At 69.2% G+C, this 13,512-nt stretch carries 8 protein-coding genes; all 8 read right to left on the bottom strand.

Annotated elements, in window-relative coordinates; genetic code table 11:
* Positions 1–3: 3 nt before the first annotated feature.
* Positions 4–1,122, bottom strand: coding sequence for an alkaline phosphatase family protein (locus AC1RS9_RS03425; protein ID WP_165584639.1), 1,119 nt, complete (start codon positions 1,120–1,122; stop codon positions 4–6).
* Between the two features lie 8 nt (positions 1,123–1,130).
* Positions 1,131–1,733, bottom strand: a complete 603-nt coding sequence (locus AC1RS9_RS03430; RefSeq protein ID WP_492920508.1) for a DUF5998 family protein — start codon at positions 1,731–1,733, stop codon at positions 1,131–1,133.
* A 41-nt stretch (positions 1,734–1,774) separates the two neighbouring features.
* On the bottom strand, positions 1,775–4,447 hold the full coding sequence (locus AC1RS9_RS03435) for a bifunctional acetate--CoA ligase family protein/GNAT family N-acetyltransferase (protein WP_492920510.1): 2,673 nt from the start codon (positions 4,445–4,447) through the stop codon (positions 1,775–1,777).
* Positions 4,448–4,459: 12 nt separating this feature from the next.
* The gene (locus AC1RS9_RS03440; RefSeq protein WP_492920512.1) at positions 4,460–5,809 is read right to left on the bottom strand and encodes a WD40/YVTN/BNR-like repeat-containing protein; all 1,350 of its coding nucleotides are present in this window, start codon (positions 5,807–5,809) and stop codon (positions 4,460–4,462) included.
* A complete protein-coding gene (locus tag AC1RS9_RS03445; protein WP_492920514.1) occupies positions 5,806–8,814 on the bottom strand; it encodes a type I restriction endonuclease subunit R in 3,009 nt (1,002 codons plus the stop codon). Before AC1RS9_RS03445 ends, AC1RS9_RS03440 begins: the two co-directional genes overlap by 4 nt.
* Positions 8,811–9,992 (bottom strand): restriction endonuclease subunit S, encoded by a 1,182-nt coding sequence (locus tag AC1RS9_RS03450; RefSeq protein WP_492920516.1) that lies wholly within the window; start codon positions 9,990–9,992, stop codon positions 8,811–8,813. Before AC1RS9_RS03450 ends, AC1RS9_RS03445 begins: the two co-directional genes overlap by 4 nt.
* The gene (locus AC1RS9_RS03455) at positions 9,989–11,941 is read right to left on the bottom strand and encodes a type I restriction-modification system subunit M (protein WP_492920518.1); all 1,953 of its coding nucleotides are present in this window, start codon (positions 11,939–11,941) and stop codon (positions 9,989–9,991) included. Before AC1RS9_RS03455 ends, AC1RS9_RS03450 begins: the two co-directional genes overlap by 4 nt.
* A gap of 236 nt (positions 11,942–12,177) precedes the next feature.
* Positions 12,178–13,332 (bottom strand): Fic family protein, encoded by a 1,155-nt coding sequence (locus AC1RS9_RS03460; protein ID WP_492920520.1) that lies wholly within the window; start codon positions 13,330–13,332, stop codon positions 12,178–12,180.
* Positions 13,333–13,512: the final 180 nt, after the last annotated feature.

Here is a 13,512-nt window from a genome sequence, read left to right on the forward strand (position 1 = left end):
ACCCTAGCGCGCCCCGAGGTGGAGGAACGGCACGTCGAGTTCGTCGGGCGTCATCGCACCGTGCTGGCCGAGCAGCGTGAGCACGCGGTCGCTCATGACACGCGAGTCGACGTACCCGCGCGCGCTCGTGACGGAGACGACGACGTCGCCGAAGCGTCCGGCGGTGGCGGGATCGAGCCCGCCGACCCAGCCGGCGTCGGCGAGCTGTTCGCGGGTGAAGACGTGTCCGTGCGCGCCGATCTCGGCGCGCCAACGCGACTCGACGTCCACGAGCGCCCCCGGCTCGACGTACAGGTGCAGCGCGCGCATCTCTCCCCCGACGCGTCGGACGCCGTCGCGCAGGTGCGGCGTCGTCGCGATGTCGACGCGCGCGTCGAGAGGGACGTCGACCATGCCGTGGTCGGCGGTCAGCGTGAGCGACGTGCCCGCGGGGCGCCCGAAGTCGAGGCGCGCCATTGCGTCGTCGAACAGCGCGAGCTCGTGCGCCCACTGCGGCGAGCCGACGCCGTGGACGTGGCCGGCCTTGTCGATCTCGCCCCAGTACAGGTAGACGAGTCGGTGACCGCGCCGGGTCGCGGCCAGCGCTGCGTCGACGCGATCGTTGAGCCCCTCGGCCGGGTAGAACGTCGCGCCGCGCAGGGCGGCGTTCGTCAGGCCCGAGCCGTCGAAGTAGCCGGGGCCGATCATGGCGGGACGCAGGCCGGCGACGTCGGCGCGTTCGAACACCGTCGGGTTCGGTTGCCACGCCTGCGGATTCGGCCCGTCCTTCCACGTCAGCTCGTTGAACACGCGCCCCGTCGCGGGGTCGACGACGAGGTAGCCGGCCAGGCCGTGCGCGCCGGGGGGCAGGCCGGTGCCGAACGTGCCCATCGACGTCGCCGTCGTCGTCGGGAAGCCCGCGGCGAGGGTCTGCATCCGCTCGAGGTGTTCGCGCAGGAACGGTGCGTGCGCGCTCTGACGGCGCAGCAGCCGCGCGCCCAGCCCGTCGGCGAGGACGACGATCGCCGCGCGCGCCTGCGGCAGCTTGCGCCCGGCCCCCGCGAACGCGACGGGGTCGAGGCTGCGTGCCACGGACGGCAGCACACCGGCGAGCCCGTCGGCGTCGTAGCGGGGAGCCTTCATCGCGGGCGTCAGCGGGCCGTGGAGCCGACGACGGCCGACAGGGCGTGCGCGAACGTCATCGCCTGCTGCAGGCGACCCTCTCCCTCGGCGTCGGCGGAGATGCGCAGGCTGATGTCGTCGCCGGTGATGGTGCCGTCGTAGCCGTGGTCGGCGTCGCAGTTCGGGTCGCCGCACGTCGCGGGCAGCAGGTCGATGCGGCTGATCGTGCCCCAGCCGATCGTCAGCGTCACCTCGCGCCCGAGGCTGCCGGAGCGGTAGCCCTCCGGGGAAGTGACGACGTGCGTCAGCGTCACGCCGCGCACGAACGACAGCGCGACCGTCTCCGACGTCGCCGTCACGGCCTGACGCGTCGAGCGCACACCCCCGGCGGCTGAGTCGTCGTGGTCGTCGGCGTGAACGATGACGAGCTTCGTCGGCGTCAGCACGAGCACCGTGATGTGACGCAGCAGTTCGTCCTGCTCGAAGGTCGTCTCCACGTGCACGAGGTGCTGGCGCACCTCGTCACCGGCGAGCGCGGTGGCCACGACGTCGCGCACGAGCGCGGGAAAGTAGCCGGCCTCGTCGATGGCACGAGCGAGGTCGGTGGGAAGGTTCTGAGCCATGCCTGCCATCATCCCATCCTGCGGCCCGCGCTCGCCTCTGGAGGGCGACCTCACGTCATGGCCCGTCGGCCCGAGTCCTGACGCAGCGACGCGGGCGCCAGCGTGATGCGCGCGCCGAGGACGTCGAGGCCGCCGGGGTGCGTGCTCACCGGGTTGAGTTCGAGGTGAGCGATCTCGGGGTTCTCGTCGGCGAGCACCGACACCCGCGCCACGAGATCCTCGATGGCGGCGCGGTCGATGCCGCGCCCGCGACTGCCGTCGAGCAGCGGCCACGCCTTGATCGAGCTGACGAGTTCGCTCACGTCACCGGTCGTCAGCGGCGGGTTGCGGTAACCGACGTCGTCGAGCAGGTCGGTCGGCGGGCCGGAGACGGAGAACGAGACGACGGGACCGAACAGCGGATCCTCGACGCTCGTGACGGAGCAGCCGATGCCGGGGGTGGCCATCTTCTGCACGACGAACTGGTCGGGGCCGTACTCCTCGAGACGCTCCGCGAGCGCCTCGTAAGCCTCGACGACGGCGAGCGGCGAGCGCAGGTCGGCGCGCAGCGCGCTCGCGACCTGGTGACGCACCTGCGGCGCAATCGACTTGACGACGACGGGGAAGCCCAGCTGCTCGGCCGCGTCGACCGCCTCCTTGGGCGAGCGCGCCGGAACGGAAGGCCACACCGAGATCTTGGCGAGCGCGAGCAGCTGCGCGGTCTCGTCGGCGGTGAGCTCCCGCCCGTCGGGCGATTCGGCCATGATCGAGCGCACCATCTCGTGCACGCCCTTGCGGTCGATGCCGAGCGGCGCGACGGGTTCACCGCGATCGCGCCCGCGCCACTCGGCGTAGTTCGTCGCGGCGGCGAGCGCTCGCACGCCGTCCTCGGGCATCGGGTAGGAAGGCACGATGCGCGTCGAGCCGTCGGGCGCGGACGCCGACAGGTCGTCGCTCACACCGTCGATGCCGAGGAACGTCGTGACGCAGGGCTTGTCGTACTGCGCGCTGACGGCGGCGACGGTGCGCGCGACGTCACGCCCGCCCGTGATGAGCGGCGGGATGAAGCTCGCGACGACCGAGTCGACGTTCTCGTCCTCGAACGCGGCGACGAGCGCCTCACGGAACGCGTCCTCACTCGCGTCCGCGGCGACGGCGACGGGGCCGCGGGTGACGTCGAGCTTCCAGCTCAGCGCCGCGTCACCGCACAGCGCGCCGAGCGCGTCGGAGTTGGCGACGACGGCGACGCGCCGCCCCTTCGGCAGCGGCTGGTTGACGACGAGCTGCGCGACGTCGAAGAGTTGGTGGACGTTGCCGACGCGGATGACGCCGCTCTGGCGCAGCATCTCGCGGAAGGCACGCGGAGGCGTCCGTGTCTCCCGGACGCGGTGCCCGGGCGGGCGTCCGAACGCGGAGACCTCGGACTTCACGACGACGACGGGTTTGCGCAGCGCGAGCTGCCGCGCGATACGCGTGAACTTGCGCGGGTTGCCGACCGATTCGAGGTAGAGGCCGACGGCGTGGGTGTCGTCGTCGTCGATCCAGTACTGCAGGAGGTCGTTGCCGGAGACGTCGATGCGGTTGCCGGCGGAAGCGAAATCGGACAGGCCGAGGCCGCGCCGTCCGGCGCTCGCGAGCACGGCGATGCCGAGCGCGCCGCTCTGCGCGAACAGCCCGAGGTGGCCGGCGGGCGGCATCTCGTAGGCGATGGAGGCGTTGAGGCGTGTGTCCTCGCGCGTGTTGATGAGTCCGAAACTGTTCGGCCCGACGACGCGCATGCCGTGTCGGCGGGCCAGCGCGAGCAGCTGGGCCTGACGCTCGGCGCCCTCGGGGCCCGACTCGGCGAACCCGGCGGAAACGACGAGCAGCGCTCGCACGCCCGCGCCGCCGCACTCGGCGACGACGTCGAGCACCCTCGGAGCAGGCACGGCGATGACGACGAGATCGATCGGTTCCCCGATCGCGCTGATCGAGGGCACTGTCGGCAGGCCCTCGATCGTCCCCGCCTCGGGGTGCACGACGTGGAGTGTGCCGCGGTAGCCTCCCTCGACGAGGTTGGCGAGCACACGACCGCCGACGGAGCGTCCGTCGCGCGAGACGCCGACGACGGCGATCGACGACGGGTTGAGCAGGGCACGCACCGACTGCGACTCGGCGCGCTGCTCGCGCGCGAGGCGCACGGCCTGCGACTTCTCGTTGGGCTCGATCTCGAAGCGCACGGAGATGACGCCGTCGTCGAAGTTGCGGCTGACGTCGTAGCCGGCCTCGGTGAAGACCTGGATCATCTTGCGGTTCTGCGGCAGCACGTCGGCGACGAACTCGGCGACGCCGTTCTCGGCGCCGATCGCCGCGAGATGCTCGAGCATGACGGAGCCGACGCCGCGGCCCTGGAAACTGTCGGCGACGTTGAACGCGACCTCGGCGCTCGTCGCGTCGCGCCCTCCGAGGCGGTCGTAGCGGCCGATGCCGATGATGTCGTCGGCAACGGTCGCGACGAGGGCGACTCGTTCGACGTAGTCGACGTGCGTGAAACGGCGCACGTCACGATCGCTCAGGCGCTTGATCGGGGCGAAGAAGCGCAGGTAGATCGATTCCTCGCTCTGCGCGGCGTGGAAGCGGTGGATGCGTTCGGCGTCGTCGGGGCGGATGGGGCGCACGTGGGCCACCGAACCGTCGCGCAGGACGACGTCGGCCTCCCACTCGCGTGGGTAGTCGGCCGGGATGCTGGGCTCCACATCGCTCATGTCGTCATTCAATCACCGTGCGCCGACAGCGTGGCGTGACCAGTGCACGCCGTTGTCGGCGGAGGTCCAGATGTCGCCGTCATGGCGCGTGACGGCGGCGACGCCGGGCTGGTTCGCCTGCAGGGAGTCGAACCCTCCCGGGCTGGGGCGCGACGTCGGGGAACCCTCCGTCCACGACGCGCCGCCGTCCTTGCTCGCGGCGACGGCGATGTCGCTGAGCGATCGCGTCGTGCCGTCGAGGGCTTCGCGTGGGCCGCCGCTGACGGCGACGACGTGCGTCGCATCCTTCGCGGCGATCGTCACGTGTCCCTGCGTGGGCAGTGTGAGGTTGCCGGCGCCGACGAGCTGCCACGTCGCGCCGCCGTCGACGCTCGTGACGGTGGAGTAGCTCGTCGAGCGGGCCGTGACGACGGCGTCGCAGACGGCGACCATCCGTGACGTCGCGCCGAGGCCGGTCGCCGCTTCGATGGTCTTGCCGTTGCACGCGGGCGGGGTCGACAGCGGCGTGAGGGCGTCGCCCGTGAGTCGCCACGCGCCGGAGGCTTCGCCGCCGCTGCGTTCGGCGCGCGCGAGGACGAGCAGGTTCTCGCCGGCCGTCACGATGCCGGCGTCGCTCACCTCGCCGGGCGGCGTGACGCCCGCCACGGCGTCGATGAGGGCGGGCGTGCGGGCGGTGCCGATGCGGGCGACCTCGAGGCGGCCGGTGCAGCCACCTTGGATGCAGCTCGCGGCGGTGAGGGCGTAGGCCTGGCTGTCGTGAACGGCGACGTCGAGAACGCTGACGCCGGGGTGCTGCACCTGCGTGAAGCTGCGACCACCGTCGTGGGTGACCCACAGGTCGGAGCCGAACAGGTATCCGGTGCGCGCGTCGAGGAAGCGCAGGTCACTGATCGCGCCGGCGGGTTGGATGAGGGGTTGCGCGTCGCCCTGCGCGGACGACACGTCGGCCTGCGTGAAGGAGTGCACCTGCTGCCAGGTGCTGCCGCCGTCCTGGGTGCGCAGCAGGGCCGGGCAGGGTGTGCCCGCGCACGTCGTCTGCGCGAGCGCGAACTGGGTCCGGCCGAAGCGCGCTGACAGCGCCCACACGATCGACGACGTCGACGCCGGCGTCGCGGCCTGCGCGGTCTCGACGTTCGGCGACGAGCCGGACGACGGCTCGGCCGCCACGCCCCCGCCGACCGGTTCGCCGGCGCGCACGGCGCCCGGGCGCAGTGGGTCGCGGACGATGGCACGCGCGCCGTAGATGACCGCAACGACGCCCAGGGCCGCAAGCACGAGCGCGAGCGCCGCCCGCATGCTCGGCGAGCGGCGCAGTCGATGCCACCGGTCCGCCGTGGACGGGCGCCGGCCTTGCCCGCTCACCCCACCATCTCCCGTCGGAACTCGTCGTACGTGCCGGCGAGGTGGCCGATCAGCGCCCGCTTGAGGCCCGGCTTCTCGAAGTAGGAGTTGACGAACTGCTCGTTCGCGTCGTGCCGTTCGAGCATGACGTCGGCGAGCAGTTGTTCGAGCACCAGCTCGAAGGCGGAGCGGTCGTTGTACTGCGCGACGACGCGCAGGCGGTCGTTGTCCTTGACGGCGGCCCATTGCTGGTCGATCCAGATGCGGTCGCCCTCGCCCAGGTCGGCGCCGAACTTCTCGTTCATCGCCTCGATGAGCGCCGAGAGCTTGTCCTTCTCCGGCTCGTTCTGCGAGCCCTTGCCCTCGCCGGGCAGTGCGACGCCCGCCTCGTCGCTCGCCTCGAGCCCGATGTCACCCTCGTGCGAGACCGACAGCCGCAGGTGCGTGAGCTGGACGGCCTTCGACAGCTGCGGCATCGGGTCGCTCTCGCGCTGCGGCAGGTCGGCGAGCAGCAGCTTGCCGTAGAGGAACAGCCGCTCCAGCGTCGCGTCGACCCACGGCATGACCTGCGCGAGAAACGCGTACGCGCGCACGAACTGTTCGAGCGTGCTGCGGAACTCTTCGGCCGCGTCGTCGTCGAGGGCGATGAATCGCCCGACGGCCGCGCCCACGTTCGCGTAGATGGCGGGCTGCTTCGCGTCCGCCCCGTCGAGCAGGGCGACAACCGCCGCCTCCATCTCGGCGAGCGACAGCACGCCCGCCGATTCGAGGTCGTGCTGCAGCGTGTAAAGGATGTTCGGGTCGGTCGGCGCCGCGAACGATTGCTCGTAGAACGGCGCGAACGCGTCGCGGATCTCCTCGGCGGTGTTCGCGAAGTCGAGCACGAACGTGTCCTGCTTGCCCGGCCGCGTGCGGTTGAGCCGCGACAGCGTCTGCACCGCCTTCACCCCGGCGAGCTTCTTGTCGACGTACATCGTGTGCAGCAGCGGCTCGTCGAACCCGGTCTGGTACTTCTCGGCGACGACGAGGAACTTCGCGTCGTCGTCCTCCTTGAACCGCTTGGGCAGCTGCGACTCGGCGAAGCCGTTGATCGACGCCTCGGTGAGCACGACGTCGGGCGCCGCGTCCTCGGTGACGGTGCCGGAGAACGCGACGAGCGCGCGCAGCGGGCGAGCGCCCGTGTCGTACCCCATGCGTGCGATGTAGCGCGCGATGGCCTCCTGGGTGCGCACCGCGTGCAGCCGTGAGCGCGTCACCACCATGGCCTTGGCCCGGCCGTCGATCTTGTTCATCGTCTTGGCGCGGAAGTGCTCGACGATGATCTCCGCCTTCGCGTCGAGCTCGTACGGGTGCAGCGACGCGAACCGGGCGAGTGCGGCGCGGCCCTTGCGGGTGTCGAGGTCGACGTCGTCGCGCGGTTCGGTGTTCGCCAGACGGTAGTAGACGTCGTACGTCGTGTAGGAGGCGAGCACGTCGAGGATGAAGCCCTCGTCGATGGCCTGGCGCATCGAGTACGTGTGGAAGGGTCGGTAGTCACCGTCGGCGTCCTTCTCCCCGAACTGTTCGAGCGTCTTCGGTTTCGGCGTGGCCGTGAACGCGAAGAACGACAGGTTCGTGCTCTTGCCGCGTTGCTTCGCGGAGGCGAGCAACGCATCGTTCGCCTCTTCGGCTTCTTCTGCTTCGGCCTGCGCAGCTTCCTCGGCCTCGAGCCGGTCGTCTCCGCGCAGGACGCCCTTGAGTTTCTTCATGCCGTCGCCGCCGGTGGAGCTGTGGGCCTCGTCGACGATGACGGCGAACCGCTTGCCGGCCACCTCGCTCGTCTCCCCCTCGGCGGCGGCCTTCTTCGCGAGTTCGACGACGACGGGGAACTTCTGCAGCGTCGTGATGATGACGCGCGCGGCGTTGCCTTCGAGTGCTTCCTTGAGCTGCGCCGAGTTCTTGTCGATGCGCACGATCGTGCCGGGCGTGTGTTCGAGCCCGGCGACGGTCTCCTGCAGCTGACGGTCGAGCACCGTGCGGTCGGTGATGACGACGACCTTGTCGAAGATCGGCGTGTCGTCCTCGCCGTGCAGGCGCGAGAGCGAGTGTGCCGTCCACGCGATGGTGTTCGACTTGCCCGAGCCCGCCGAGTGCTGGATGAGCCGGTCGACGCCCGCACCGTCGCGGCGGGTGGCGTCGAGGATCGAACGCACCGCGTGCCACTGGTGGAAACGCGGGAACAGCACCGTGCCGTCACTGACGTGGAGGAACGTGCCGAGCAGGTCGAGCCACGCGTCGCGCTGCCACACCTGCTCCCACAGGTAGGCGCTCTGATACGCGCCGCTCGTGGGGTCGACGGGCGGGTTGCCGGCGCTGCCCGGGTGGCCAGGGCCCGCGGAGCCCTGGTTGAAGGGCAGGAAGCGTGTGGCCGCGCCGGCGAGACGCGTCGTCATCGCCACGGCGTGCGGGTCGATGGCGAAATGCACGAGCATGCGGCTCGCGAAGATGAGGTCGGCCGGGTTGCGGTCGCTGCGGTACTGCGCCATCGCGTGTTCGATGCCCTGCCCGCTCAGCGGGTTCTTCAGTTCGGCGGACGCGACGGGCAGGCCGTTGACGACGAGCGCGAGGTCGAGCGAATCGCGCGGGTTCGACTCGGAGTGGTGCAGCTGACGCACGACGCCGAGCCGGTTCGCGTCGTACTTGCGCTGCATCTCGTCGTTGAGCCCCGAGGCGGGCTTGAAGTAGCAGAGCTTCACCGGCACGCCGGAATCCTTGACGCCATTGCGGAGGACGTCGAGCGTGCCACGGTGGTCGACCTGCTGCTGCACGACGGTGACGAACTTCTCCCGCGCCGCAGGTTCGCCGCCGTGACGCGTGACGAGCTGCGCCCACGCCTTCGGTTGGGACGCCTCGACGAACGCGATCACCTCGTCGGGAAACAGGCCGCGCTTGCGGTCGTACGTCGTCGGATCGACGCTCACCCACCCCGCACCGAGCAGGTGCGCCTCGATGTTCGCCTCGAACACCTTCTCCTGCGTGACGGTCATGCCTGCTCCCCAGGGATTCGTGTCGAAGCCGTCGTCACGTCGAACTCACCCGTGACGGCGGCCGTGATGAGGGATTGCTTGTATTCGGTCAGGCGCGCGATCGACATCTCACTGGTGTCGCGAGCAGCCGACACCGCGCGGCGCGACACCGACAGGCCGTGCATCAGGCGAAGCTGCTCCGCGCGCTCGGGGAACGGGAAACGCGTCGCCCGGAGCTGCTCGTTGGTGAGATGGCCTATCGTCGACTGCCCGTTCTCGACGGCGAAAACGTTGAGGTCGACGCACACGCGCAGGCATTCCAGGAGCCATTCCGGTGCACTGCGCCCACGCGTACGCGCTCGATGAAGCGCCTTTTGGAAACCCATCTCCTCGATGCGGCCGTCCCACAAGGCGGCGCGTCCCGGCTGCCCCCCTTCGCAGATCAGGAGGTCGCCGGCCTTCACGGAGTAGCGATCGAACTCGTGTGGGGCGATGTCCATCGACTTCAGATCATCGACCTCGATGACATCCCATTGCACGTTGGTGTTTCGCAGATAGCGCACCGGGTGGTCCCCCGTCTGGCGGGACTCATCAAGCATCTTCCCGAGCTCGACCTCGAATTGACTTCCAACCGTCAGGACTGGCCAATCCACCGGCACGGTAGGTGTCCACGTCAATGCGCTCGGCCGGCGATCGACCTCATGCGCGCCAACCACCGCTTCGTAGGACAGACGCGCCGCCAGAGCGTCGAGCTTTCGAATCTGCTGTTGGCGCGCAGTGATGATCTGGTCGATGCGGGCAACGCGGTCGTCGAGGAAGTCTGCGATTCGCCGCTGCTGCGCGACGGAGACGCTGGCCACTTGGACCCTTTTGATGTCCGAACCCGTGATAAGCGGCTGAGCTGTTGAACCCACAATGTCATGGCCAAGGCGCGCACCCATAAGGCAGTAGGCGAGCCACCGTTCGTCGACACCGATTGGCGTCACGACCACGGTGTTATCCGTCGCCCAAGCGGGTTCATGCAATAACCGGACTGAACCGACGGTGCCCACTCGCCCAATCAAGAGTTGGCCAGGACGCGTGTTTACTGCCCCAACTGACCCCATTCGGCCCCCGGCCCCAAAGACTGGGAATGCGCCATCCCCCAGGCCTCGCGGACTATCTCCGCTCCTCACTTTTACGACATACCCCAGTTTCACAGCCCCAAGCCCTTCATCCAGCCTTGAATCTGCGTTTCGAGGTCACGGATCTCGGCGGCGATCTCCTCCACCGGGCGGGGCGGTTCGTGCACGTAGAACTGGCGGGTGAAGGGAATCTCGACGCCAATCTTCGTCTTCGTGTGGTCGATCCACGCGTCGGGCACGTAGGGGCGAATCTCGGATTCGAGGTGCGCCCCGGCCGTCTCGCGCAGGGCGGTCTCACGGGCATCGGGGTCGAGGGAGAACCAGCCGTCAGGCAGGGGCACGTTCTCGGCGTCGCGCAGATCGGGGTCGGGCTCGGGCTGCCCCTTCTTCGTGACGATCGGCGCGTCGGAGTCGGCCACGGCACACGCGGCGGCGAACTTCTTGCGCTGCGCCGCCGTCAGCTTCGCGATCGCGTCGGCCTCGGCCAGCAGTGCCTTCTCCGTCTCGAACCGCTGACCGACCAGCGGCGCGAACACGTCGAACGGCGCATCGGCGACGGCCTCCGTCGTCACCTCCCAACGGCGGCGCATCGGACGCTCCACCGTGATGCGCTGGAACCCGAACGCCTCGCGCGGCAGCACCTTGACGCGCGCATCGCCGTCCGCCTCGTCGAGGGCGCCGCCGTAGAGGCGCCCGATCTCGGCGATGGCGTCGGCCGTCAGCTCCTTGCGCTTGTCGCCGAGCGATTTGCGCATCTTCGTGCCCATGGCGCGGGCGTCGACGAGCTTGACGAGGCCGCGGTCGGCGTCGGCCTTGTCGTTCGTCAGGATCCACACGTACGTCGAGATACCGGTGTTGTAGAACATCTGGTCGGGCAACGCGACGATGCCTTCGAGCCAGTCGTTCTCGAGGATCCACTGGCGGATGCGCGACTCCCCCGAGTCGGCCGCGCCGGAGAACAGCGGCGAGCCCGACAGCACGATGCCGACGCGCGAACCCGTCGGCTTCATCTTCGAGAGCATGTGCTGCAGGAACAGCAGTGAGCCGTCGGACGAGCGCGGCAGGCCCGCGCCGAAGCGTCCGTTGATGCCCTGCTTGGCGTGCTCCTCCTTGATCGGCGCCGCGTACCCGGCCCAGTTCACGCCGTAGGGCGGGTTGGCGAGGATGAAGTCGAAGTGCTCACCGCCGAACGCGTCCTGCGTCAGCGAGTTGCCGTTGCGCATCTGCTTGGGGTCGATGTCCTGCATCATGAGGTCGGATTGCGCGATGGCCCACGTCTCGTCGTTGAGCTCCTGGCCGTAGACCTTCACCTCGGTTTCGGGGTTGAGCGCCCTCATGTGCTCCATCGCCGTCATGAGCATGCCGCCGGTGCCCGCCGCGGGGTCGTAGACGGTGCGCACCGGCAGGGGGCTCTCGACGAGCTCGCGGTGCGCCTCGCCGCCGACGAGCAACTCGACCATGAGACGGATCACCTCACGCGGCGTGTAGTGCTCACCAGCCGTCTCGTTACTCATCTCCGAGAAACGCCGCAACAGGTCTTCGAAGATGTACCCCATCGCCTCGTTGCTCACGACACTCGGGCGCAGGTCGAGATCGGCGAAGTCGGCGAGCACGCGATAGAGGATGCCCGCGCGATCCATGCGCGCGATCTTGTCGTCGAGGTTGTATGCCTCCATGACGACGTAGGCGTCGCTGCTCAGGCCACGGATGTAGTTCGATAGGTTCTCCGCGAGCGCCTTGTCGTCGCTGAGCAGACTCGTGAACGTGAAGCGCGAGATGTTGTAGAACCGCTGCCCCGCCACCTTCTTCAGCATCATCGCCTGAGGGGCGGCGATCGTCTCGAACGTCTTCGCCTTGGCGAGCACGGCGGGCTTGGTGTCGCCGAGCACGGCGTCCATGCGGCGCAGCACGAGCAGCGGCAGCATCACCTGGCCGTACTCGTGCTGACGGAACGTGCCGCGCAGCGTGTCGGCGACCTTCCAGACGAAGGCGACCTTGTCCTCGAAACCTTGCGGTGATGCCATGCGGGCCATTCAATCAGCACGCTCCGCGCGATCGGGCGTCAACGTGCGCGCGTCCTCCACGGCCAGGGGAAAGCCGCCAGGCGGCGTCCGGCCACCATGGGCCCGATCGGGGTCTGCGTGCCGAGCGGGGCAGGCGGGGCGACGAAACCCGAACCCGTCAGCTGGCCCTGCCGCTGATGCCGTGGATTTCGCTGGTGATGTGAGTCATCGTGCCAGGCGCTGAACGCGCCTCGACGCTACGGAAGGTTCGCACGGATCTGCCGCATGAGATCGGGGTACGGGTCGACGAGGGTGCGCTCGCCGCGCGCCTCGCGCACGACGTTCTGCAAGAGCTCGCCCGGAAGGTAGTAGCGGCCACGGCCGCGCGTCGTCCCCTCGGGGCTGAGCAAACCCGCCGTGGCCAGCGCCGCCAGGTCACGTGTCGCCGTGCGTTCTTCCACACCGGTGCGGTTGACGTAGGTGCTGCGCCGGATGCGGATGCCCAGGGCAGCGTCGAAGAGTGCATCGACCGAGCGCTCCGGCACCCCTGTCGTCGCCACCAGGCCGTCGAGCGCGCTCCAGACGTTCTCCGCGTCGCGGAAGCGCCGCCGGAGCGTCTGGGCCTGCTGGTGGTGGGCTCTGAGGGAGAACTTCACCCACGCCGTCGCGTCGCGCTGGGGGTTCCAGGCACCCTGCCCCGTCGCGGCCAGGACGTCGTAGTAGGCCCGCGTGTTGGCGCCCAACCACTCCTCGATGCTGGAGAACTCCGGCTCGAGAATGTCGTCGGTGGCGAGCACCAGCGTCTGCAGGACGCGGGCCATACGTCCGTTGCCATCACGGAAAGGGTGGATCATGACGAAGTTCAAGTGAGCCATGGCACCACGAACCATGCTGTGCTCCCCCGATGACGCACTCATGGCGCCGACCATGGCGTCGATGAGGGCCGGCACGTCGTCCGGATCGGGCCCCTCGTAGACGTTCGCTCCGGTCGATTCGTCCTGAACGTAGATGGCTGCCCGCCGGAACTCGCCGGGGCTCTTCGACAGGTCATGTTCGAGGAGCATGAAGTGCATCGTCCTGAGCGTGTGAGCATCGAGAGCGAACCCCGGCAACGTCGCCATACGCAGCACGTACGTGAGCACGCGCCGATAGCCCTCGATCTCCTTCCATGTGCGCTCATCCGCCGTCAGCGGCTCATCGCCCTCGACTGCAGCCGCCGCATCCTCGGGGGTCACGTCGTACCCCTCGATGCTGTTCGACCCCCTGATGGCACGCGCTTGGGTCGTCCGGCGCAGGCCCCCGGACCATCGTTTCGGGGCGCGCAGCACAGCGGCCATCTCGCGACGGATGGCATCGATCTCGTCGAGCACAGCGACGTCGACCTCGTCGAGGTCCGGTGTCTCGTACAACATGGCCACCCCTCCGTCGTGTCCCGATGTCTCGATGTCGTTTGCATTAGGACATAGAGACAGTAACCCGCCGCGTCTCTATGTCCTAATGCAAACGACATAGAGACATGACTGCCACAGGATGCACCCACACCTCCGCCGCGTGTCGCGAACCCCCGTCAGCGCGCGGATGCGCGAGGATGA

The organism is Dermacoccus sp. MPR-E5, from assembly GCF_058809565.1.